The sequence below is a fragment of the Pseudomonas sp. NPDC088414 genome, assembly GCF_044753325.1.
Lineage (GTDB): Bacteria > Pseudomonadota > Gammaproteobacteria > Pseudomonadales > Pseudomonadaceae > Aquipseudomonas.
Map to the genome: position 1 here is coordinate 66,841 of NZ_JBIVMY010000004.1, position 23,400 is coordinate 90,240.

21 protein-coding genes are annotated in these 23,400 nt (G+C 60.8%); 12 read left to right on the forward strand and 9 right to left on the reverse strand.

Features of this window, described 5'->3' with window-relative positions; all coding sequences use genetic code 11:
• Nucleotides 1–155 precede the first annotated feature (155 nt).
• Nucleotides 156–929, forward strand: a complete 774-nt coding sequence (locus tag ACIP8I_RS06825; RefSeq protein WP_400759698.1) for a helix-turn-helix domain-containing protein — start codon at nt 156–158, stop codon at nt 927–929.
• Nucleotides 930–939: 10 nt separating this feature from the next.
• Here the strand turns inward: ACIP8I_RS06825 and phnE are convergent, their stop codons facing one another.
• The 5 genes from phnE to ACIP8I_RS06850 all read right to left on the reverse strand — a co-directional run bounded on the left by phnE (nt 940) and on the right by ACIP8I_RS06850 (nt 4,845).
• On the reverse strand, nt 940–1,707 hold the full coding sequence (gene phnE, locus ACIP8I_RS06830; RefSeq protein ID WP_400759700.1) for a phosphonate ABC transporter, permease protein PhnE: 768 nt from the start codon (nt 1,705–1,707) through the stop codon (nt 940–942).
• The gene (locus ACIP8I_RS06835) at nt 1,704–2,531 is read right to left on the reverse strand and encodes a PhnE/PtxC family ABC transporter permease (protein ID WP_400759702.1); all 828 of its coding nucleotides are present in this window, start codon (nt 2,529–2,531) and stop codon (nt 1,704–1,706) included. The genes phnE and ACIP8I_RS06835 overlap by 4 nt, the downstream gene beginning before the upstream one ends.
• A complete protein-coding gene (locus ACIP8I_RS06840) occupies nt 2,525–3,322 on the reverse strand; it encodes a phosphonate ABC transporter ATP-binding protein (RefSeq protein WP_400759704.1) in 798 nt (265 codons plus the stop codon). Before ACIP8I_RS06840 ends, ACIP8I_RS06835 begins: the two co-directional genes overlap by 7 nt.
• Nucleotides 3,319–4,182: a putative selenate ABC transporter substrate-binding protein gene (locus ACIP8I_RS06845; RefSeq protein ID WP_007969266.1), complete on the reverse strand. Its 864-nt coding sequence runs from the start codon at nt 4,180–4,182 to the stop codon at nt 3,319–3,321. The genes ACIP8I_RS06840 and ACIP8I_RS06845 overlap by 4 nt, the downstream gene beginning before the upstream one ends.
• 270 nt (nt 4,183–4,452) lie before the next feature.
• Nucleotides 4,453–4,845, reverse strand: coding sequence for a RidA family protein (locus tag ACIP8I_RS06850; RefSeq protein ID WP_400759706.1), 393 nt, complete (start codon nt 4,843–4,845; stop codon nt 4,453–4,455).
• A gap of 122 nt (nt 4,846–4,967) precedes the next feature.
• On the opposite strand from ACIP8I_RS06850, the gene ACIP8I_RS06855 reads away from it, so the two are divergent.
• Together ACIP8I_RS06855 and ACIP8I_RS06860 are read left to right on the forward strand one after the other, a co-directional pair.
• On the forward strand, nt 4,968–5,912 hold the full coding sequence (locus tag ACIP8I_RS06855; RefSeq protein WP_367084695.1) for a LysR substrate-binding domain-containing protein: 945 nt from the start codon (nt 4,968–4,970) through the stop codon (nt 5,910–5,912).
• A gap of 75 nt (nt 5,913–5,987) precedes the next feature.
• On the forward strand, nt 5,988–7,148 hold the full coding sequence (locus tag ACIP8I_RS06860; protein WP_400759708.1) for a radical SAM protein: 1,161 nt from the start codon (nt 5,988–5,990) through the stop codon (nt 7,146–7,148).
• Between the two features lie 2 nt (nt 7,149–7,150).
• Here the strand turns inward: ACIP8I_RS06860 and ACIP8I_RS06865 are convergent, their stop codons facing one another.
• Complete coding sequence (locus ACIP8I_RS06865; protein ID WP_400759710.1) at nt 7,151–8,017, reverse strand: LysR substrate-binding domain-containing protein; 867 nt, start codon at nt 8,015–8,017, stop codon at nt 7,151–7,153.
• 135 nt (nt 8,018–8,152) lie between these two features.
• Between ACIP8I_RS06865 and ACIP8I_RS06870 the strand changes: the two genes are divergently transcribed.
• Genes ACIP8I_RS06870 through ACIP8I_RS06890 form a run of 5 tightly spaced genes read left to right on the forward strand, consistent with a single transcriptional unit; the run spans nt 8,153 to nt 13,464 of the window.
• Entirely contained in the window at nt 8,153–9,205 is a 1,053-nt protein-coding gene (locus ACIP8I_RS06870; RefSeq protein ID WP_400759712.1) for an agmatine/peptidylarginine deiminase, read from the forward strand.
• Nucleotides 9,206–9,208: 3 nt separating this feature from the next.
• On the forward strand, nt 9,209–10,117 hold the full coding sequence (gene aguB, locus ACIP8I_RS06875) for an N-carbamoylputrescine amidase (RefSeq protein WP_400759714.1): 909 nt from the start codon (nt 9,209–9,211) through the stop codon (nt 10,115–10,117).
• Between the two features lies 1 nt (nt 10,118).
• Entirely contained in the window at nt 10,119–11,222 is a 1,104-nt protein-coding gene (locus tag ACIP8I_RS06880; protein ID WP_400759717.1) for an extracellular solute-binding protein, read from the forward strand.
• 47 nt (nt 11,223–11,269) lie between these two features.
• The gene (locus tag ACIP8I_RS06885; protein ID WP_400759720.1) at nt 11,270–12,391 is read left to right on the forward strand and encodes an agmatine/peptidylarginine deiminase; all 1,122 of its coding nucleotides are present in this window, start codon (nt 11,270–11,272) and stop codon (nt 12,389–12,391) included.
• A 50-nt stretch (nt 12,392–12,441) separates the two neighbouring features.
• Entirely contained in the window at nt 12,442–13,464 is a 1,023-nt protein-coding gene (locus ACIP8I_RS06890) for a GlxA family transcriptional regulator (RefSeq protein WP_400759722.1), read from the forward strand.
• 25 nt (nt 13,465–13,489) lie between these two features.
• Here the strand turns inward: ACIP8I_RS06890 and ACIP8I_RS06895 are convergent, their stop codons facing one another.
• Nucleotides 13,490–14,524 (reverse strand): alpha/beta fold hydrolase, encoded by a 1,035-nt coding sequence (locus ACIP8I_RS06895; RefSeq protein ID WP_400759724.1) that lies wholly within the window; start codon nt 14,522–14,524, stop codon nt 13,490–13,492.
• Nucleotides 14,525–14,825: 301 nt separating this feature from the next.
• Here ACIP8I_RS06895 and ACIP8I_RS06900 point away from each other — a divergent pair, with 301 nt between their 5' ends.
• Nucleotides 14,826–15,239, forward strand: coding sequence for a cupin domain-containing protein (locus tag ACIP8I_RS06900; RefSeq protein ID WP_400759726.1), 414 nt, complete (start codon nt 14,826–14,828; stop codon nt 15,237–15,239).
• Between the two features lie 6 nt (nt 15,240–15,245).
• On the opposite strand, the gene ACIP8I_RS06905 is transcribed toward ACIP8I_RS06900, so the two are convergent.
• On the reverse strand, nt 15,246–16,235 hold the full coding sequence (locus ACIP8I_RS06905) for an AraC family transcriptional regulator (RefSeq protein WP_400759729.1): 990 nt from the start codon (nt 16,233–16,235) through the stop codon (nt 15,246–15,248).
• Nucleotides 16,236–16,355: 120 nt separating this feature from the next.
• The gene (locus tag ACIP8I_RS06910) at nt 16,356–17,051 is read right to left on the reverse strand and encodes an SDR family NAD(P)-dependent oxidoreductase (protein ID WP_400759731.1); all 696 of its coding nucleotides are present in this window, start codon (nt 17,049–17,051) and stop codon (nt 16,356–16,358) included.
• A gap of 437 nt (nt 17,052–17,488) precedes the next feature.
• Here ACIP8I_RS06910 and ACIP8I_RS06915 point away from each other — a divergent pair, with 437 nt between their 5' ends.
• From ACIP8I_RS06915 to ACIP8I_RS06925, 3 genes are all read left to right on the forward strand, one after another.
• Complete coding sequence (locus ACIP8I_RS06915; protein WP_400759734.1) at nt 17,489–18,994, forward strand: diguanylate cyclase; 1,506 nt, start codon at nt 17,489–17,491, stop codon at nt 18,992–18,994.
• Between the two features lie 257 nt (nt 18,995–19,251).
• The gene (locus tag ACIP8I_RS06920) at nt 19,252–19,692 is read left to right on the forward strand and encodes a hypothetical protein (protein ID WP_400759736.1); all 441 of its coding nucleotides are present in this window, start codon (nt 19,252–19,254) and stop codon (nt 19,690–19,692) included.
• 505 nt (nt 19,693–20,197) lie between these two features.
• The gene (locus tag ACIP8I_RS06925) at nt 20,198–23,365 is read left to right on the forward strand and encodes a beta strand repeat-containing protein (RefSeq protein WP_400759739.1); all 3,168 of its coding nucleotides are present in this window, start codon (nt 20,198–20,200) and stop codon (nt 23,363–23,365) included.
• Nucleotides 23,366–23,400 lie beyond the last annotated feature (35 nt).

Genomic DNA, 23,400 nt, shown 5'->3' on the forward strand with positions numbered 1-23,400 from the left:
ACAGTGAACTCATCAGGCGATGGGCGATTGATGTTTTTTGCCGGTGACGATGACGAAATCAGCACAATGGCCAGCGGCAAAGGCCCGGCTCGACAGGCTGTCGGCCATCGGGCAATCTGCGCGCAAGCCAATGCGCAGAGTGGGGAGTGACAGTCATGCTGCAGAACGCGTTTGCGATCCTGAGCCAGCACAACGAAGCGAGCCGACCGCAATGCCTCGACGACTTGCTCGCCAGCATGGCGCTGCTGTTGCCCATGCTGGATGTGATTCCCAACGCGGCGATCTTCATCAAGGATCTGCAGGCGCGCTACGTCATGGCCAACCAGACGCTGGTGCAGCGCTGCGGTTTGAAAGACCTGCGGCCGTTACTGGGCAAGACCAGCGCCGAGGTGTTTCCGGCGCAATTGGGACCGGGCTATACCGAACAGGACCGGCGCGTGCTGGAAGAGGGATTGGTGCTGGAGGATCAGCTGGAGTTGCATCTGTACGGCAGCCGCGAACCGGGTTGGTGCCTGACCCACAAGCGCCCGCTGTACGACCGCGACAACCGGATCATCGGCCTGGCAGGAATTTCCGTCGACCTGCAAACCGCCAGCGAAACCCATCCGGCGTATCAGCGGCTGGCGGCGGTGGACGAGTACATCCGGGCGAATTTCAATCAGCGCGTCAGCCTGAGCGAACTGACGCGCATCGCCGGGATTTCCGTGGCGCAACTGGAGCGTTACTGCAAGCGGGTGTTCCACCTGACGCCGCGGCAGATGATCCAGAAAGTGCGTCTTGAGCATGCGCATCGGCTGTTGCACGGCGACCTGCCGATCACCGAAGTGGCGCTGCAGTGCGGCTATACCGACCACAGCGCCTTCACTCGGCAGTTCAAGGCATCGACCGGATTCACCCCGCGCCAGTATCGATTGGCGACGGCGCAATGAAGTTTGCCCGTCAGGCCTTGACCCAGCGCTGCCGACTCCAGGCACTCAGCGAATCCACGCCCAGCACCAGTATCAGCATCGCCAGAATCACCGTACTCGCCTGCGCTTCCTGAAACAGGCTGAGGCTGACATACAGCATCTGCCCCAAACCCCCGGCACCGACGAAGCCCAACACGCTGGCCATGCGGATATTGTTTTCCCAGCGATACAGGCAATACGCGAGCAATTGCGGGGCGAGGTTGGGCAGGGTGCCGTAGCAGAACGCGAGCACCGGATTGCCGCCCTGCAAGCGGATCGCTTCGGCCGGTTCCGGCGGGGTATTTTCCAGCGCTTCGGCGAACAACCGGCCGAGCACCCCGGTGGTGTGCAGAGCCAGCGCCAGGGTGCCGGCATTCGGGCCGAGGCCGGCGGCGAGTACCATCAACGCCGCCCACACCAGTTCCGGAATCGCCCGCAGACCGTTGAGCAGCAGCCGCGAAGCGCTTTGCAGCGGCCAGCCGAAACGACCGGCGGCAGGCAGCGCGAGCAGGATGCCGAACACCGCCGCGAGCAGGGTGCCGAGGGCCGACATGGCGAGGGTTTCCAGCGCGCCCTTGAGGATCGCCTGCAAGTGCGTGGCGCTCAGGTCCGGGCTGAGAAAGCGCTGCGCATAGGCACCCATCTGCTTGAGGCTGTTGGCGCTGCCGAGTTCACCGAGGTCGAGTTCGAGGTAACCGAACGAGGCGATGACCGCGACGCCAATGCCGACGATCAGCAACAGATTGATCAGGCGATTCATGTCAGCCTCCAGCGCAGCAGGCGGCTGAGTTGGTCGGCGCCGAGCACCAGGATCAGGAAGGTCAACAACATGCTCGCCACTTCACCGCTGGCGAACATGCGCAGCGACAGATCGATCTGCTGACCGAGGCCACCGGCGCCGACAAACCCCATCACCACCGACGCCCGAATCGCGCACTCCCAGCGATACACCGTGTACGACAGCAGCTCCGCCGCGACATTCGGCAGAATCCCGTAGGCGAACGCCGCGAGCCGTCCGCTGCCGGCCTGCATCAAGGCGTGTGCCGGACGCTGGTCGGTGGACTCGAAAATCTCCGCGTAGACCTTGCCGAGCATGCCGCTGTAGGTGATGGCGATCGCCAGCACACCGGCCGCCGGGCCAAGGCCCACGGCACGCACAAACAGCAGTGCCCAGACGATCTCCGGCACGCTGCGCAAGAAGATCAGCAGTCCGCGCACCGGCCAGCGCAGCAAGCGTCCGAGCCGACCGGGAATGCCGCTGCGGGACGCCGCCGACAACGACAGTGCGCGGCTGGCAATCAGACTGGCCGGTACCGCCAGCAACAGCGCCAGAGCCATGCCGGCGGTGGCGATGGCCAGGGTTTGCAGGGTCGCCTTGAGCAGCAACTGGAGAAAGTCATGGTCATGCGCCGGTGGCCAGAACCCGGAGATGAAACGGCCCATTTCGGTCTGGCTGTCGCTGTGCAGCAACACCCCCAGATCCAGTTCGCTGAGCTGGATGCCCGGCCACAGCAAGGCCAGCGCCAGCAGGGTCAGCAATAATCGCGGCGCGGCGGCCGGGTCGCGTGAGTCAGCCCTCAGCATCGCGGGATCTGCACAATCAGCGGCGCACTCGGCGTCGTCGGGCTTTGCAATTGCTCGTTGGCGTACAGCGCATCAAGCATCTCGCGGCTGACCTGTGTGGCGGGGCTGTCGAACAGGATCTCGCCGTCGCGTAAGCCGATGATGCGCGGAAAGTGTGCCAGCGCCAGTTCCACCGCGTGCAGGCTCGCCACCAGCGTGACGTTATGTGCCCGGGCATGCTGCGAGAGGATCGACAGGGTGTGCCCGGCCAACACCGGGTCCATCGCCGACACCGGTTCGTCCGCCAGCAGAATCTCCGGCGCCTGATACAGCACCCGGGCAATGCCCACGCGCTGCAATTGGCCTCCAGACAATTGCTGGCAGTAAGCGAAAAGTTTGTCGCCCAGATCCAGGCGGGCGAGGGCCGCACGGGCACCGGGAATATCCGTCGGGTGCAGCAGATTCAGCAGGCTCTTGCCCAAACTCCACTGGCCGAGTTTGCCGGCCAGCACTGCCGTCACCACCCGTTGGCGCGGTGGCAACGGTGGTGCCTGATGCACCAGGCCGATACGTGCGCGCAGGCGTTGCCGTTGACGAGCGGAGAGGTGCCAGGGGCGTTCGCCCAGCACCTCGATTTCACCGCTGCTGGGACGCAACGCGGTGGCCAGCAGGTTCAACAGACTGGATTTGCCGGCCCCGGACGGACCGATGATCGCCACCTGCTCACCGGCGCCAATCTGCAGGTCGACGCCACGCAGCGCATCGACCCCGTTGGTGTGGTGCAGACGGGCTTGTGTAAGGCTCAGGGTCATTTCAACAGATCGGCAGCGCGAGCAGCTTCCTCGATGCCCTTGTAGTTTTCGGGCTTGGTGTCGATGAAGCGGCTGGCCGCCTGCAGATCCAGAATCTTCTTCTGCTCGGGGTTGGCCGGGTCGAGGTCGAGGAAGGCTTTCTTGATCTTCGCCGCCAGCGCCGGGTCAAGGGTGCCGCGCACGGTCCAGTTGTAATCGAAGTAGGCCGGGGTGGTGGCGAACACATGCACCTTGCTGGTATCGACCTTGCCGGCGTCGACCAGTTTCTGCCAGACGCTGGCGTTCAGCACACCGGCATCGACCTTGCCGGCCTGAACCCAGGCGACGGTGGCGTCATGCGCGCCGGAATAGGCGACGCGGCTGAAATAGGCTTCCGGCTTGATGTTGTCGTTCTTCAGCATGAAGTAACGCGGCATCAGGCTGCCGGACGTCGACGATACCGAGCCGAAGGCAAAGGTCTTGCCCTTGAGGTCGGCCAGGCTCTTCACGTTCGGGTCGGCGCTGATGAACTTGCTGGTGAACTGCGCATCCTGCTCGCGCTGCACCAGCGGGATCACCGGGGTGGTGGCGTCGGTCTTCAGGCGTGCCTGAACAAAAGTGAAACCGCCCAGCCAGGCCATGTCGAGGCGGTCGGTCGCCAGCGCTTCAACCACCGCCGGATAGTCGGCCACGGGAACGAACTGCACTTTCATGCCCAACTGCTGCTCCAGGTATGCACCGAGCGGCTCGAACTTGCGCAGCAATTCGGTCGGGGCTTCGTCAGGAATCGCGCTGACCCGCAACACATCGGCGGCATGCGCCACCAGAGCAGAAAAAGACAGGGCCAGACCAGCAGTCAGTGCCAGGGTTCGTTTGAGCATGGAAATCTCCGTTTCATGAGCGTCGCATTCTAAGCGCCACGACGCGAGGTGTCGCGATCGGGCGCTCAATCAGGTTAGACGAAACGGCGAGGTTATACGCAGGCGTGCGGTGAAAGGCCAGCGCGCTTGTCCGGTGATGTTTTGCTCCACATTTCCTGCAGCCCACTGCCGCTGCAACCACCAAAAACCCTGTAGGAGCTGTCGAGTGAAACGAGGCTGCGATCTTTGCGTTCCTATTGAAGATCAAAAGATCGCAGCGTGCCGCAGCGCCTACACGGGGATTTTGGCAATCACCTTGATCTCGAACTGAAACCCGGCCAGCCAGGTCACGCCGACTGCGGTAATCGTCGGATACGGTGCGCTGCCCCAGAACTCCGGCACTACTTCCCAGATCGTTTCGAAGGTCGATTGCGGATCAATCATGAACACCGTGACGTCCACCGCGTCGGCAAAGCTGCAACCGGCGGCATCGAGAATCGCATTGAGGTTGTTGAAGGCCAGGCGCACCTGGTCCTGCAGCTCCGGTTCGGGCGAACCATCTTCACGGCTGCCGACTTGCCCCGAGACGAACAGAAAACCGTTGGAACGAATCGCCGGCGAATAGCGATGCCGCTCGTAAAGCGCATGGCGGGCTGGCGGGAAAACGACGTCGCGCTGGGTCATGGGTGTCTCCATCATTGTTTGGTGGTTGCTGATGGAGTGACTGTAGGGGCTTGCGCCATGGCGATAAACGCGCAAGCTTGGCGTTCACTGTTTGCAGATTCCAAACAATCCGAGGGCGCAAAGTGGACCGTTTCGATGCAATGCAGGCGTTCGCCCGGGTGGTCGAGGCGGGCAGCTTCACCAAAGCCGCCGAGACCTTGCACATGAGCAAGACTACGGTGACCCAACTCATCCAGCAGCTGGAAGCCCGGCTGCGGGTCAAGTTGCTCAACCGCACCACACGCAAGGTCAACGTCACGGCCGATGGCGCGATCTATTACGAGCGGGTGATCAGGCTGTTGGCCGATATGGACGATGCCGAAACTAGCCTGACCGGCGCGTCGGCCCTGCCCAGGGGGCGTTTGCGGGTGGATGTGCCGAGCCCGCTGGCACGGCTGATTCTGATTCCGGCACTGCCGATGTTTCACCAGCGCTACCCGGAAATCCAGATCGATATGGGCGTCAGCGACCGGATCGTCGACATCATTGATGAGAACGTCGATTGCGTGGTGCGCGGCGGCGAACTGCTCGACCAGTCACTCATGGCGCGGCGGGTTGCCGATCTTCAGCTTGGGGTCTTCGCCGCGCCGAGTTATCTGGCCCGTGCCGGTACGCCGCAGCACCCGCGTGAGCTGGAAGACTCGCATCATCGGGTGGTCGGATTTCTCTGGGCGCGCACCGGCAAGCCGGTGCCTTACGCCTTGCACAACGGCAGCGAACACCTGCAGATCAAGGGCCGCCACGTGCTCGCCGTGGATGACGGCAACGCCTACCTTGCGGCAGGGCTGGCCGGCATGGGTGTGCTGTGGTTGCCCAGGTACATGGCGCACGCACATCATTCTCGGGGCGAGTTGGTGGCGCTGTTCGAGGACTGGCAACTTGAGCCGATGCCGCTCTATGTGGCATACGCGCCGAACCGGCATGTCAGCCAAAAGCTCAGGGTCTTTATCGATTGGGTGATGGAGTTGATGGCGTTGCATGGCAATGGCCCGGAACTTGCTGAAGCGCAAACTAGGACAGTCAAATAAATAGCGCTTTGACGGCGAATACCGCCACTGGCGGCTCTGGATGCATCGCTATTCACTCAAGGAGTTTCATTCGTCATGAATATGTACATCGATATTGTGGGTGCGTGCAATTTGAGCTGCCCCTCGTGCCCGATGGGTAACTCGGAAAACGTCAATTTCAAGAAAGCCATGCAAGTCGACATGTTCAGGAAGATCGTCGAGAAGGCCCGGGTCGAGGGGGTCAAATCGATTTTTCTTTATAACTGGACAGAGCCGTTGATTCATCCGCGAATCGGTGAGTTTGTCGAGATCGTCAATGCCGCTGGCTTGCGTTGCGGTATCAGTTCCAATCTGAATCTGGCCAAGAACATGGAAGTTGCGTTGCTCGCCAACCCATGGTTTTTCCGTATTTCTCTCTCTGGGTTTTACCAGGAAACCTACGAGAAAGGGCATGCGGGTGGCGACATCGAAGTCGTCAAACAGAACATGCTCAAATTGCACGAGATCAAGCAACGAGAGGGGCTGGATACTCTGGTCGAGGTGTACTACCACCGCTATCTGGACAACATCGACGAAGAAGCGCTGATGCGCGAATTCAGTGAAGGCCTGGGTTTCAAGTTCGCGACCGGTTATTCAGTGATGATGCCGCTGGAGAAGACCCTGGCGATTGTCGAGCGTGATGTCTCTGTCACGGATGTTGATCATCAAACGCTGGAAAGACTGGCGTTGCCGCCTTACGACGATCTGGTCAATCTGATTCGGCATTATCCTAAAAAGGCGTGCTCGCTCAAGGACGATTGGCTGGTGCTGGACTGCAACGGAAATACAGTGCTGTGTTGCAGTATTTTCAATCAGACTGAATATCAGGTCGGCAAGTATCTGGACCTGCCTTTGCCGCAACTGACTCGACTCAAGTCGACTCAAGAAAACTGCGTCGATATGTGCAATCGTTGCGCAGCAAATGGCTTGCACCACTACGCAATGACCCCGAGTCAGGGGGCAATGGAAGCTCACGCAGTCAACCGCATCATCGATTTTCGCAAGCGTAGCGCCATTGGCCTTCCAGTCGCGAGTGACAAGCTTGGGCGCGACGGTGAAGTCAGTGCCGAGAATTTCGACGAAGCGCAATATCTTCAGATGAATCAGGACGTCAAGAACGCGATCTCCATGGGTGCCTTTACCAGTGGTTATCAACATTACCTGCTGTACGGACGTCTGGAAGGCAGGCTCGGTGCGGGTTATCTCACGGTCGTCTGAGATTATTGATCGGGCGTTGCCAGCCGAGTGCTCAACCACTCGGTGAAGCTGCGCGCCATCGGGTCATTCTCGCTGTCACGATGGGTCAACAGCGCCCAGTTCGGGCCACGAATGGTTTGCTCCACCAACGGTTGCAGCAACCCCGTGTCCCGCGCCTGACGGCTGAGCAACTGGCTGACCAACGCAATCCCAAGTCCTGAACACGCCGCGTCCAGCAACAAACCCGGATCGGAAAAATTCAGCCCCTGATCCTGCTGCCCGACATCGACCCCGGCCTCCACCGCCCAGTGGCTCCAGTCCATTTCCCGTTCGCCGTGCAGGGTCGTGCGTTGCGCGGCAGGTTGCGCCAACACGCTGGGGTGACACGCCGGAAGCAGGCGGTCGGCATGCAGCACCTTGAAGCTGCATTCAGCCTGGGAGCTGATGTCGTCGCGCACCGCCAGATCGATGGTTTGCGTGGCCATGTCCGGCACCTCGTCGGTGCTGAAAATCCACAGGTCGACTTGCGGATGCTGGCGCCGAAAATCTGCCAGACGCGGCAGCAGCCAGTGCCGGGCGAACGCTGGCGTGGTGTTGAGCACCAGTTGATTGGGTTTCTGATATTGCCCCAGACGGCGGATGCCGACCGCCAGTTGCTGCAACATCGCCTGGGTGGTGCTGAGCAGATCGTGGCCGGCGTCGGTCAGCGCGACGCTGCGGCCGCTGCGAAAGAACAGCGGTTGTTCGAGGTACGCCTCAAGGCTGCGGATCTGCTGGCTGATCGCCGATTGGGTGAGGCTCAGCTCATCGGCGGCCTTGTGAAAACTGCCCAGACGAGCAGCCGCTTCGAAGCCGCGCAGGGAGCTGAGCGGCGGCCAGTGTTTGAGCATATCGATAAGTTCCTCTAATCAGTTGTGCGCTAAATCCATCGTTTGTTGCTGCGATTTCAGCGCCGTAGCATTCATCTCACGCCGAATCCCGGCAATTTCCATTGAACACAATGGCTTAATCGAGAGGTGCTTGTCATGCCGCGCAACGAGAATAACAACAACGCTTGGATGATGCCTGCCGAATGGGTAACGCACGCGGCGACGTGGATGGTCTGGCCGCATAACCAGGCGCTGTGGGAGTCGGGCTGGCGCGTGACCTTGCCGCTGGTGCAGGAGGATTTCGCCCGGGTCGCCAACGCCATCGCACGATTCGAGCCGGTGAAAATGGTCGTTGATCCCTCGGTGGTGGCGAGCGCCAAAGCCCTGTGCGGGCCGAACATCGAGGTGATCCCGCTGGCGGTCAACGACAGCTGGTGCCGCGACTCCGGTCCGAGCTTCATCTGCCACCCGCAACAAGGTCTGGCCGGTGTCAGCTGGCGCTTCAACGCCTGGGGCGGCAAGTCGGCGCATGAGCTGGACGAAAGCCTGGCGCGGCGCGCGCTCAATCATCTGGGGCTGGAATGTTTCGGCACGCCGCTGAGCAACGAGGGCGGGGCGATTCATGTCGATGGCGAAGGCACGCTGATCACCACCGAGTCGGTGCTGCTCAACCCCAACCGCAATCCGGGGATTGGCAAGGCTGAAATGGAAGAGATTTTCAGTCGTCTGCTCGGCGTGAAGAAAACCATCTGGCTGCCGGGTGATCCGGATTACGTCACCGGCGACATGACTGACGGTCACGTTGATGGCGTCTGCGCCTTCGCCCGCCCCGGCGTGCTGCTGGTGGATGCGACCCACGACCAAAGCTCGGTGTACGCCGACGTGGTGCGCGAAAACCGTCGTGCGCTGGAGTTGGCGACCGACGCACAGGGCCGCAAGTTCGAGCTGATCGAACTCTACGAAGCCAGCGAAGCGGTGGACAGCGAAGCTGAAGTGTTCTGCGCCTCGTACACCAATTTCTACATCGCCAACGGCGCGATCATCATGCCGGCTTACGGCATCGAGGCCGACGCGGCGGCGGCGAAAGTGCTGGCGCAGGCATTCCCCGGACGCGAAGTGGTGCCGGTGCGTATCAATCATCTGGCCCATGGCGGCGGCGGGGTGCATTGCATCACTCAGCAGCAACCGGCCTGGCCAGTGGAGGGTTGAGCGATGAGCCATTTGACTATCGCCACCACCCAGATGCCGTGCACCTGGGATCTGCCGCGCAACCTCGATCAAGCCGAGCAACTGGTGCGTGAGGCGGCCGCGAAGGGCGCGCAGGTGATCCTGTTGCAGGAGCTGTTCGCCACGCCGTATTTCTGCATCGAACAGAGCCACAAGCATCTGGCGCTGGCCGAGGAGTATCGCGACAGCCGCGTGCTGCAGCGTTTCGCCGCGCTGGCCAAAGAGCTGGGCGTGGTGCTGCCGCTGAGCTGGTTCGAGCGGGCCGGCAACGCGTATTTCAATTCGCTCACCGTGGCCGATGCCGACGGGCGTCTGTCGGGGGTGTATCGCAAGACCCACATCCCCAACGCCATCGGTTATCAGGAGAAGGAATATTTCAGCCCCGGCGACAGCGGTTTCCGTGTGTGGGACACCGCGTTCGGTCGCCTCGGCGTGGGTATCTGCTGGGATCAGTGGTTTCCCGAGACCGCGCGTTGTCTGGCGTTGATGGGCGCTGACGTGTTGCTGTTTCCTACGGCCATTGGTTCCGAGCCGGGCTGTGCAGCACTGGATTCCCGCGACCACTGGCAGATGACCATGCGCGGCCATGCCGCTGCCAATCTATTGCCGGTGGTGGCGGCCAACCGGGTCGGGCGCGAAGTTGCGAGCACCGATCCGTCGCTGCAGATGAGCTTCTACGGTTCGTCATTCATCAGCGATCACAAAGGCAAGTTGCTCGCCGAAGCCGACCGCGACAGCACGGGCGTGCTGGTGCACGGCCTCGACCTCGAGGCGATGCGCGAAGAACGCCTGAGCTGGGGCATCTACCGTGACCGGCGCCCGGACATGTACGGCGCACTGCTCAGTCAGGATGGTCGCAACCTTCACGCACGCTGGAACGCACAAGGGGTTTGATATGGCTACGCATCACAAACGACTGCTCGGCGTTCTGGGCCTGGCCCTGACTTGCGTGATCCCGGCGCTGCATGCCGAGGACAAAACCCTGCGCCTGTACAACTGGGCCGATTACTTTGCCGAAGACACCCTGAGCCGTTTCACCGCGGAAACCGGGATCAAGGTGATCTACGACGTCATGGACGGCAGCGAAACCCTTGAAGCGAAAATGCTTTCTGGCGGTAGCGGCTACGACCTGATCTTCCCCGGCGATACCGTGGCCGAGCGCCTGATGCGTGCCGGCAGCCTGATGCCGCTGGACCCATCGAAGCTCACGGAGACGGCCGACATCGAACCCGGTCTGCAGAAATTGCGCAGCCACTACGAGCATTCCAGCAAAGCCACCGTGCCCTACACCTGGGGCACCATCGGCCTTACCTACAACGCGGCGCAGATCAAGCAGCGTATGGCCGACGCGCCGGTCAACAGCCTGGATATGCTGTTCAAACCGGAGCTGGCGGCGAAGTTTGCCGATTGCGGGATTTCGCTGATCGACTCGCCGGATGAAGTGCTGGCGGTGGTGCTCAATTATCTGGGGCGCGATCCGCGCAGCGCGAAACCGGCGGATCTGGCGGCGGCCAGTGAGGTGCTGATGAAGTTGCGGCCTTATGTGCGCAAGTTCCAGTCGCAACCGGTGACCGATCTGGTCAACGGCAACCTGTGCCTGTCGCTGGGTTACAGCGGCGACATGACCCAGGCTCAGCGCACCTCGGACAGCGCTGGCAAGACCACGAAATTCGAGTACCGCATCCCTCGCGAAGGCACCACGGTGTGGATGGATACCATGGCGATTCCGGTCGACGCGCAACACCCGGAATACGCCTACGCATTCATCAACTTCGTGATGCGCCCGGAAAACATGGCGGCGATCAGTAACTTCACCGGTTACCCGACTTCCAACGCCAAGGCGCGGGACAGCGTCGACGCCGCGATGCGCAACAACCCGGACATCTATCTCGACGAGGCGACCTATGCTCGATTGATCCCGGGCAAGGACATTCCCCAGGCCGACATGCGTGCACGGATGCGCACCTGGACCAAATTCAAAACCGCCACTCAGCCATGATTCAACCGCCGGCACCCGGTCGCCGGCCCTTTTCAGGAAAACCAGAGATGTCGACACGTCGTGAGTTCATCAAACAGCTATCGGTTGCCGCCGGTGTCAGCGCCGCGGTCATGGGCCTTGGCCTGGCGCCGGGCAGACTGCTGGCGGCCAGCGCGGGAGATTGGTTCATGCCCGACGAGGGTGACAGGCACGAACGCGCCTTCATCGCTTTCGGCGCACAGGACGCAATCTGGGAAGATTTCACCGCGGATGTGCAGGCCGCGCTGGGCCGCATCGCCCGCACCATCGCCCGGTATGAACCGGTCACGGTGTTGTGTCGCAGTGGCGAACGTAGCCTCGCCGAAGAGTATTGCGGCACCCGCAACGTCACCTACGTGACCGCCGCGCTCGACGACATCTGGATGCGCGATATCGGCGCCAATTTTGTCATCGATGACAAGGGCGGGCTTGGCGCGGTGGACTTCAATTTCAACGGGTGGGGCGACAAACAGCGGCACAGCAAGGATGCGAAAATCGCCGCTCGAGTGGCCGCCGATGCACAGGCGACCTACCTGCGCAGTGAACTGGTGGGCGAGGGGGGTGGCATCGAAGTCGACGGCCACGGCACCGGGATCATGACCGAGAGCAGCTGGATCAACAGCAACCGCAATCCGGGCTGGAGCAAGGCCGATGTCGAGGCTGAATTGAAGGCGCGTCTGGGCCTGCGCAAAATCATCTGGCTGCCGGGGATCAAGGGCAAGGACATCACCGACGCCCACGTTGATTTCTATGCGCGGTTCATCAAGCCCGGCGTGGTGATTGCCAATCTCGACAACGATCCTGAATCCTACGATCACCAGGTCACGCTGGCGCACCTGGAAATTCTCAAGAAAGCCACCGACGCTGACGGTCGCCCGCTGCAGATCCACACGATCTCGCCGCCGCTCAAGCCGCGCAAGAGCAAGTTCAACCAGAACAACCCGGATTTCGCCGCCGGTTACATCAACTACTTCGTGATCAACGGCGCGATCATCGCCCCAGAGTTCGGTGACAAGGAGGCCGACAAAAAGGCTTATGACCTGTTATCGAAGCTGTACCCGGAGCGCAAAGTCGAGTTGCTGAACATCGATGCGATCGCTGCCGGTGGTGGCGGGATTCACTGCGTGACCAGTCATCAGCCGCAAGCGTGATTGACTCTTTGGCCCATCGAGCCAACTATCGGCGCATAACAACATGACCGATGGGCCAGACCTTGATCGAACGACGTCAATTCAGCGGAGGCATGAAGGGCAAAAACCTTCGCTATCTGAATGAGCAATCTGCAGATTCACGCCTCACCCGCACGGGTTTTCTGTTGCTGGAACACTTTTCGCTGCCGGCCTTCACCCAGGCGCTGGATACGATCATCACTGCCAACCTGTTGCGAGCCGGACTGTTCAGCTCGCGCACGTTCGGGCTGGGCGAGGGTGAGGTGATCAGCGATCTGGGGCTGGTGATTCGCCCGGACGCGCGAATTGATATGGCCAGTCTTGCGGATCTGGACTTGCTGGTGGTGTGCGGCGGCTACCGCACTGAGCTGAAGGCCAGCGAGGAGTTGATCAACTTGCTGCGCTCGGCGGCGGAGCGCGGGGTCAGTCTGGCCGGTTTGTGGAACGGTGCGTGGTTTCTCGGCCGCGCCGGACTGCTCGATGGTTATCGCTGCGCGATTCACCCGGAACATCGCCCCGCACTGACGGAAATTGCCAAAGCCACCCAGGTCAGCAGCGAACCTTATGTGATCGATCGCGACCGGCTCACGGCGTCGAGTCCGTCCGGGGCTTTCCATATGGCGCTGGACTGGATCAAGAGCCTGCACGGCAAGGCGCTGGTCGAAGGCATCGAGGACATTCTGGCGTTCGAGGAGTCGCGCTATCGGCGGATCAAACCGGATGAAAACCTCTGCGTCAGCGCACCGTTGCGCGAGGTGGTCAAGCTGATGGACGCCAACCTCGAAGAGCCGCTGGAACTGGAACAACTGGCGGTGTATGCCGGTCGCTCGCGGCGACAGCTGGAGCGTTTGTTCAAGGAACAACTGGGCACCACGCCGCAGCGCTATTACCTGGAATTGCGCATCACCGAAGCCCGGCGCCTGTTGCAGCACACCGAGCTGTCGCAGATGGAAGTGCTGGTGGCCTGCGGTTTCGTTTCGCCGAGCCATTTCAGCAAATGCTACAGCGCGTTTTTCGGTTATCGCCCGTCCAGGGAAAAACGCCTGGTCAAATAGACCGAGGCGTTTTCTGCCTTCGACCTCAGAGGTGATCGGCGTCGATCACTGCCTGAGCAAACGCCTGCGGATCTTCCTGCGGCAGGTTATGGCCGATGCCGCCGTTGATCAGGCGGAACTGGTACTTGCCGGTGAAACGCTTGGCGTAATCCTCGGGCGCCGGGTGCGGCGCGCCGTTCGCGTCACCCTCGAGGGTGATGGTCGGCACGCTGATCGGCGGGGCGCTGGCGAGTTTCTGCTCCAGCGCCGCGTATTGCGGTTCTCCCTGCACCAGGCCCAGACGCCAGCGGTAGTTGAACACGGTGATCTCGACGTGATCGGGGTTCTCCAGCGCTTTGGCGCTGCGGTCGAACGTGGCGTCATCGAACGTCCACTTCGGCGAGGCGAGCTGCCAGATCAGCCTGGCGAAGTCGTGGGTGTTTTTGCGGTAACCGTCGCGGCCACGTTCGGTGGCGAAGTAGAACTGATACCACCACTGCAATTCGGCCTTGGGTGGCAACGGATTTTGCCCGGCAGCCTGATTGCCGATCAGATAGCCGCTGACCGACACCAATGCCTTGACCCGTTCCGGCCACAGCGCCGAGACGATGTCCGCCGAGCGTGCGCCCCAGTCGTAGCCACCGAGCACTGCTTGCTTGATGTTCAGGGCATCCATGAAGTCGATCACGTCGCTGGCCAGCGCCGCAGGCTGGCCGTTGCGCGGTGTCTGGTCCGAGAGGAAATGCGTGTCGCCATACCCCCGCGCGTACGGCATCAGCACCCGATAACCCTTGGCGGCGAGCAACGGCGCGACCTCGTCATAACTGTGAATGTCGTACGGCCAGCCGTGCAGCAGAATCACCACCGGCCCCTGCGCCGGGCCGGTTTCGGCGTAGGCCACATCCAGCAGGCCGGCCTTCACATGCTTGAGCGGGCCGAACGGCGAGGGTGCGGAATAGCTGATGTTGTGGTCGCCGGGTGCCGGCTGCGCGGCGGCAGCCGTTGGCATTTGCGTCGCCGCCAGCGCGCCGAACAGCGCCACGGCGAGGATGTTCATACGGTTGGATGCTGCGTTTTTCATGCTGAAGTCTCCTTGGCAATCCTGTCGGGGGCAGGTGCGGGCTGAGCCCGGCAAACCTTGCAGGCATTTGAACGCGGGGACGTATCTGGCCCATGTCGAAAAAGCGCCATGATTCAAGTTCATGTATCGCCGGGGTGTCTGTACACACTGGGATACACAGCCGGTGTGCTTTGTATGGCCGTGTATCCAGCATTGCGCGCGATACACGGCGAGACCAAACGCGGGTCTTTCGACACATCGCCGCTACACCCGGCAGTCACCCTGCAGGCCTTCACACCATGACTGTCGAGAGGGCATTTGCATGCAACGCACACTGATTCTGGCCACCGTGGCCGCACTGGTTTCATTCACCGGCCTGGCACAGGCGGCGGACGCTCAGGCCATGAGCTGGCAGCAGGGTCTGAGCCGTACCGACCTGATTCATCAGGACCTGGGCGACGCCGATCACGAGGTGCTGCAGGCGCGGATCGATTTCGACCCGGGCGTGGCTGCGCCGCGACATGCGCATCCGGGTGTCGAGGTGGCGCACGTGCTCAGCGGCACGCTGGAGTATCAACTGGAGGGGCAGCCGGCGGTCACGCTGAAGGCCGGTGACTCGCTGTTCATCCCGGCAGGCGTGGCCCATGTGGCGAAGAACGTCGGCCAGGACCAAGGCGTGGAACTGGCGACCTATGTGGTGAAAAAGGGTCAGCCGCTGCTGGAACTGAAGCCGTGACCGGGCTTATCTGGCGCGCAGCAACTTGCGGTAGTCCACCGGGGAAATCCCGCGGGCCTGACGAAAGGAATGGCTGAAAGAACTGGCCTGCGAGTAACCCAGCATCAGGGCGATGTTCATGATGCTGGTCTCGGTCCGGCGAAGGTAATGGTCGGCCAGTTCCATGCGCATGGTTTCCAGCACCTGATTGAAGTTTTCCCCTTCAGCCGCCAGTTTGCGCTGCAAGGTGCGCGGCGAAATCGCCAACTGCCGGGCCAGGCTTTTCAGGCTGAAATCGCCGGTCGGCAATTGTTCGGTGAGCAGCGCGCGCAAGCGGTCAGTCACGGAAAATGCCGGGTACGTCAGACACAACTGCCAGTCGGCCTCCAGCAGCATGCTGCGATGCATGCGCGGGTCGGCGCCCTGGATCCGCGTCGAGAGTGTCGACTCGGCAAACACCAGCGCATTGCAGCCGGCCTCGAACTGCACCGGACAGCCAAAGAAGTGTTCATACAGCGCCGGTTCGCCCACCGCCGGATGCATCATCCGCACTTCCAGCATTGGCTGATTGCTGGCGATCAACCAGCGGCCGAACGCTGCCCAGCCGACCATCAGCGCTTCCTGATGCAGGGCGCAGTAAGGCTCCAGCTCACTGATGCGTTGATCTTCGAGCGTCACGCGGCCGTCACCGATGACGATCCGGGTCTGGCTGGACGGGCTGTCGTAAACGATCTTGCCGAATCGCAAAATCATGTTCAGCGACTCGCCGAGTGTCGCGCTGGTCATCAGCACATAACCCAGCACGCCATAGGTGCCCGGGCGCACGGCGGCGCCGACCAACAGGCCGAAATGCGGCAGGTTGCTGCTCAGTGCCGCCAGTTCCAGCAAGGCACGCAGTTGGCGCATGGGAATGCGCACGATCGAGTCGGACAACTGCTCGCGTGAGAGTCCGGTCTGCTGCAACAGCCAATCAACATCGCAGCCGTATTGTTCGGCGACATCAAGGACGTGGTTCACGAAGGCAGCGCTGGAAGTGGCGGGTCGCATGGGGGGAGGGGAAGTCCGGTAATCCGGTGATCTTGCTTTTCCGAAAGGTGAAGAAAGCGACGTCGCCAAGGCGCGCGGCGTCAATAGATCCTACATGCGCCCGATCACCGGAATGCCGGTACCGGTGACCGCCGACGCTTGCTCCGAAATCAGAAACAGAATCACCGCCGCCAGCTGCGCCGGTGTCACCCAGCGCTGATGCTCGGCGTCGGGCATGGCTTCCCGGTTTTGCGGGGTGTCGAGAATGCTCGGCAACACGGCATTGACCGTGATGCTCATGTCTTTGAGTTCTTCGGCGAGGCTTTCAGTCAGGCGCAGGACGCTGGATTTCGACGCGGCGTAAGCGCCCATCCCCAGTCCGGCCTTCGCCGCCATGCTCGCGCCGATATTGACGATGCGCCCGGCCGAGGACTGCAGCAGCAACGGCAGCAGGGCTTTGCTGGCGTTCAATGCGGTTCGAAGGTTCAGCGAGTAGAGCCGATCCCAGGCCTCGAGCGCACCGCCCAGCAACGGTTCCCACGCATAGCCGCCGGCGCCGTTGACCAGTGCATCGAGACGGCCGAAATAGCGGTTGATCTGGTGGGCGACTGCCTGGCAATCGGCAACGGAAGTCAGATCGATACCGGACAGGACCAGTCGATTGTGCGAGCTGGGCAGCATAATCGTCGCCCGATCGATCAGCACCAGATCCGCGCCCTGGGCTGCGGCCATGTCCGCCAGGGTCTCGCCGAGATTCCCCAGGGCGCCGGTAATCGCCACAACGCGCCGTGAGAGTGACTGAGTCATCAAGAGTCCTTTCCTTTTTAAGGGCGCATACTCTAATGATATCGGTGGCCCGTGGCATGCTTTTGGATGTCAACTTGTTGCGCAAAAGTGCCAAAATTTTATGCCTGGCAAAACAACGGGAAAGGGTCGTGAAACAGGCGTCAGAAAGTTGGCTTCAGACGGGTGGCGCCAAGCGGATTCTGAAAGCCTGGCGATGATTTGGTCTGGCATTCTTGTCGTTGTTTCGCCAGGCGCAAATCCTGTCCTGAAGTCTTTAGCACAGTTTTTCCGGGCGACGCCGCGCAAATCGGAAGTACGTTTTTTGCGCCACATAATCTGTTGCTGCAGCCAGCCAGTGCTACTTGTATCCTTGCGCGCGACAAGGACACGCGGCTGCAGTCATCGAGTCGCTCGACCCGCCGCAGGAACGGAAACCGGACTTTCCCAAAGGTAGTAATGTGAAGCGTGATACCCGCCTGGTTGTGCTTTTGTTGTTGGTGATCGGTTGTTCCCTCGCGTCACTGACGGTGTGGAAAGTGCTGGCCTCTCGAGAGCGCGCGCTGGAGGAAGTCAACGTTCATGGCTTGAACCTGACCCAGGCGCTGGCAACTTACTCCGAAGGCATCGTCCGCCAGAGTTCGTTGCTGCTGCTCGGGCTCGTCGAACGCCTGGAAACCGAAGGCAGTGGCCCCGCGCAGATCCAGCGTCTGAGCGCACTGGTCAATCGTCAGGAACCGCTGATGCCGCAGCTCAGCGGCATCACCATCTACGATAATCAGGGCCGTTGGCTGATGTCTTCCAATCGACCGATTCCGGCCGGGGCCAACAGCAGTGATCGTGTTTATTTCATCCATCATCGCGATGATCCGAGCCGCGAAACTTTTATCGGTCCGCCGATCCAGAGTCGCTCCAATCAGGAGTGGGTAATCACTGTCAGCCGCCGTTTCAATGATGCGCACGGCGAGTTTGCCGGTGTGGTGGCGGTAACCCTGGGAATCGAAAACTTCCTGCGCCTGTTCGGCAAGATCGATGTGGGCCAGGAGGGTGCTATCGGCTTGTCCTATACCGACGGTACGTTGCTGGTGCGCTATCCGTTCCGCGAGCAGGACATGGGCCGCAATTTTTCCAAGTCGCCCATCTATGCGAAGTATCTGGTCGATCGATCGGTCGGTACCGCGTCGTTTACTTCCAGTCTGGATGGCGTCGAGCGGCTCTATGCCTTTCGCAAGAGTGACCGGTTGCCGCTGATCACCACGGTCGCCCTCGGCAAGCGCGAAGCCCTCGCTGCGTGGCGCATGGAAGCCTGGCTGTCGGCAGTGGTGGTCGCGGGGTTGCTGGGGCTTACCGGGCTCATCGGCTGGCTCCTGATTCTCGATATTCGCAGGCGTACCAGGGCTGAAGACCAATTGCGCGGGACGCAGCAGCAGTTGCTCTCATCCAATCGTCAGCTTGAATTGCTGGCGATGAAAGACTCGCTGACCGGTCTGGCCAACCGGCGCTGCTTCGATGAGAGCCTCGCCATGGAAGCCCGGCGCGCCCAACGTGACGGCACGACGCTGGCGTTGCTGATGATCGATATCGATTACTTCAAGCTGTTCAACGATTCGTTCGGGCATGTCGCCGGCGATGCCTGCCTGCAGAAGGTCGGCACAATCCTCGAAGGTTGTGTACGGCGTCCGTCGGATCTGGTGGCGCGTTACGGCGGCGAGGAGATGAGCGTGATCATGCCGGCCACCGACAGTGGCGGTGCTGCGGTGGTGGCGCAGATGATCCTCGATCGCTTGCAGCAGGAGCACCTCCCGCACCCGTCCAGCCCGTTCGGCAGGCTGAGTGTGAGTATCGGCATCGCTACGGCCTCGGGGTCGCAACTGGAAACCCTGCGAGGGTTGATCGAGGGGGCGGATCAGGCGCTGTATAACGCCAAGGCGCTGGGGCGCAACCGGTTTGTGCAGGGAACCTGGTGATCTGCGTCGGTGCCAACTATTCGAACTTGTCATGCTGCGCAACTAAAACCGTTGGTCAGCTCCCGGTGCAGTCCGACAGCCAAGCGACTACTTTTGTGGCTGGTCGATAAAGTCACAGGAGCTACCAGGAACTATTGAAGTGTTGATTTCAGGAAGGATCTTGAATAAGGCGCGGTGCATCGCTCAGGCGATGTGTATCCAGACTCCCGGTCTGTAACGCAGGGCCCGCCACCTTTTGCTTGTCAAGGAGAACACAGATGGCAATCAGCCGAGTAACCGAAACATCCGATAAAGCCGCTCTCGTCGAAGCCGAGGTATACCGTTGGTACAACCTCTTTTTTCCGTGGTCACGCGGTGTGGCTTGCCAGTCCGAGGGCGCCATCAAACCTTTGTACGATGCGCTGGCGAACGACTTTCGAGTGGTCCTGACGGATGGCCAGATCATGGACCGGGCGGACTACTGGGAGCGACTTTGGGGACTGTACGGCAAGCGCGTTGGCAGCCCCGAATCGCACATCATCAATCTTTCCATCACGCCTCTGCCGGGGGATCTTTTCCTCACGGTATTTGATCTGGTCAAAGACGGCATCACCAAGAAAAAAGTCGATTCGGCGCTCATGCGGCTGGACCCCACGTCGCCATCGGGTATCTCCTGGGTTTATGTGCATGAAAGTGAGCATGAGAGCGCTGCCGCGTAATTGCCGAGGACGCGCAAGTATTCTAAGTCCCGCAATCGAGATGCGCATGATGTAAACGCCAAAGCCCTGATTATTCAGGGCTTTGGCGCATAAAGAGGGCGTGCGCCGTGGTATTTGGCGTTAAGTATTTCTAATCATCGATGAAATCTACTTCGTTTTGCTTCTTTTAATGATGGATCTGTCCAATCATGACGCATGCCGACTCGATAAGGCCAGACGGCCTCTCCCTTCGCCCCGAGCGAGCCATAAAAAGACTCGCAGTCATTTTTCTGCCCCTCAGCCAGTTATAGACATTCCTCTGTATTTTCAGATTTTCCCGACATTGGTTTGATGCGGCAGTTTTCCTGGATTCACCAGAATTTCATGTTTTGTTCAAGGCTTGTGCAGTCGAATTAGTTCATTAATTCGAGCGCTGTTACCTGCGCGGGTTTTGCGTGTGGAAATACATAATGGACGTTTGTCTCCAAAGGATTTTAGAGATCGAAGTTGTAAAAGGTATTGCAAAATGAAAACCGAAAAAGTGCTGGTTCTGAGGACATGCGCCAATAACATGGCCGACCATTGTGGTCTGATATGGCCTGCTTCAGGATCGGTGGAATGCCGGTTTTGGGAGCCGACGAGGAAACTTGAAAACGGCCTGACAGGCGTACTTTGGGGTCAGGGTTCAGACGCCCATCTGAGCCTGCAGGCGGATGCGCGATGGGTTGTGTGTGAAGTGGCGGTAGGCGACTTGATATTTCTCGACGATGACGAAGGCGTGAAATTTTCCCGTGCGGAAGTCGTCCATGTGGGGACACGAAACAGCGCATTGAATTACATCGCGGAGAATGCGGCGGATTATGAGGCGTCAACCACGAATTTGATCGAGACGTTCGAGTTTCCTCAAGTGCAACCAGAGACAAGTGAGACTTTTCCCGCGCTCCCGGTTATCGCTGGCGTTCCTGTTGATGTGGTCAAACAGCGTACAACCGTCCGGGCAATGCAAAAGCTCGAAACAGCGATTTATGGCAGTACGCTAACGGGCGCCAGTCAGAGTCAGCTCATTGCCGGTTATGGCAGTACTGAAACCGCCGGAGACAGCAGCACACTTATTGCCGGATACGGCAGTACCGGAACTTCGGGGTCCGACAGTTCGATCATTGCAGGCTACGGCAGCACGCAAACTGCCGGAGATGAGAGCTCGCTGATGGCGGGTTACGGCAGCACCCAGACTGCCAAGGCAGGTAGCGATCTCACTGCTGGTTACGGCAGCACCGGCACCGCAGGCTCCGACAGTTCGTTGATTGCCGGGTATGGCAGTACGCAGACTGCAGGCGGAGAAAGCTCGCTGACCGCCGGTTACGGCAGCACCCAGACAGCCCAAGAGGGCAGTGATCTCACTGCCGGCTATGGCAGCACAAGCACCGCCGGTACTGACAGTTCGCTGATCGCCGGGTATGGCAGTACGCAAACGGCTGGCGGCGAAAGCTCGCTGACCGCCGGTTATGGCAGTACGCAAACAGCCCAAGAGGGCAGTGATCTCACCGCCGGTTACGGCAGCACCAGCACCGCCGGCTCCGACAGTTCGCTGATCGCGGGTTACGGCAGTACGCAGACTGCTGGCGGCGAAAGCTCGCTGACCGCGGGTTATGGCAGTACGCAAACCGCGCAGATCGGTAGCGATCTCACCGCCGGTTACGGCAGCACCGGCACCGCCGGCTCCGACAGTTCGCTGATCGCGGGTTATGGCAGCACGCAGACTGCGGGTCAGGAAAGCTCACTGACCGCCGGTTACGGCAGTACACAAACGGCTCAGGAAGGCAGTGATCTCACCGCCGGTTACGGCAGCACGGCCACCACCGGACCAGACAGCATGGTGACTGCCGGTTATGGCAGCTCACAAACCGCCGGGCATGGCAGTGCTCTGATTGCCGGTTATGGCAGCACCCAGACTGCCGGCTACAAAAGCATTCTGACCTCGGGTTATGGCAGCACTCAGACTGCCCAGGAAAGCAGTGACCTCATTGCCGGTTACGGCAGTACCGAAACCGCGGGTTACGACAGCTCGCTGATCGCCGGTTACGGCAGCACGCAAACTGCCGGCCACGGAAGCATCATGACTGCCGGTTACGGCAGTACCCAGACCGCACAGGAAGGCAGTTCGCTCACAGCAGGTTATGGCAGCACGAGCACCGCCGGGCCTGACAGTTCGCTGATCGCAGGTTATGGAAGCACCCAGACTGCCGGACACGAAAGCACCCTGACCGCGGGTTACGGGAGTACCCAGACTGCTCAGGAAGACAGTTCCCTCACTGCGGGATACGGCAGTACCTCAACCGCGGGATTCAACAGTTCGCTGATCGCCGGTTATGGCAGCACGCAAACAACGGGGTACGAGAGCACCCTGACTGCCGGCTACGGCAGCACGCAAACCGCGCAGGACAACAGCTCGCTGACCACTGGCTACGGCAGTACTTCGACGGCGGGCTATCAAAGCTCGTTGATTGCCGGCTACGGCAGTACGCAAACCGCAGGCTATGGCAGCACCCTGACCGCCGGCTACGGCAGTACGCAGACCGCTCAGGAACAAAGTTCGCTGACCACCGGTTATGGCAGCACTTCGACCGCAGGGTACGAGAGCACCCTGATCGCCGGATATGGCAGCACACAGACCGCAGGTGACGACAGTATCCTGACCGCGGGTTATGGCAGCACGCTCACCGCACTCGACAGCAGCACCCTGACCGCCGGCTACGGCAGTACGGAAATCGCAGGATCTGGCAGTTCGCTGATGGCTGGTTACGGCAGTTCGCAGACCGCCGGCTACGAGAGCACGCTGACCGCGGGTTATGGCAGTACCCAGATGGCGGCGCGTGACAGCACATTGACCGCCGGTTACGGCAGCACCGGGGTTGCAGGGCAAGACAGCTCGCTGATTGCCGGTTACGGCAGCAGCTTGACCAGCGGCATTCGCAGCTATTTGACCGCCGGTTACGGCAGCACACTGATCAGTGGACTGCACAGCGTCCTGACCGCCGGGTATGGCAGCAGCCTCACCTCCGGGATACGCAGCAGCTTGACCGCCGGATATGGCAGCAACCAGATCGCCAGTCATAAGAGCTCGCTGATTGCGGGTCAGGAAAGCACGCAGATTGCCGGGCATAAAAGTATGTTGATCGCCGGCAAGGGCAGCTCGCAAACAGCGGGTTCGCGCAGCACGTTGATCGCCGGCGCCAACAGCATCCAGATGGCGGGTGATCGCAGCAAGCTGACGGCCGGTGCCGACAGCACTCAGACAGCCGGCGACCGCAGCAAACTCCTGGCTGGCAGCAACAGTTACCTGACGGCGGGCGATCGCAGCAAACTCACCGCTGGCGACGACTGTGTGCTGATGGCTGGGGATCGCAGCAAGCTGACCGCCGGCAAAAACTGCGTGTTGACCGCCGGTGCCGACAGCCGACTCATCGGCAGCCTCGGCTCAACGCTTTCAGGCGGGGAGAATTCAACCCTGGTTTTTCGCTGCTGGGATGGCAAGCGCTACACCAATGTAGTGGTCAAGACCGGAATCGACGGGGTAGAGGCTGACGTGCCGTATCAGATTGACGAGGACAGCAATGTTCTGGTCAGGGCCGAGGACACCGACAAGATGCCTGAAGAGATCCATATCCCACCTGAACCGGGCGAGGAGCGATAAGGCCTGACGCGTCGCGGTTCCTCGTCAGATCTTTT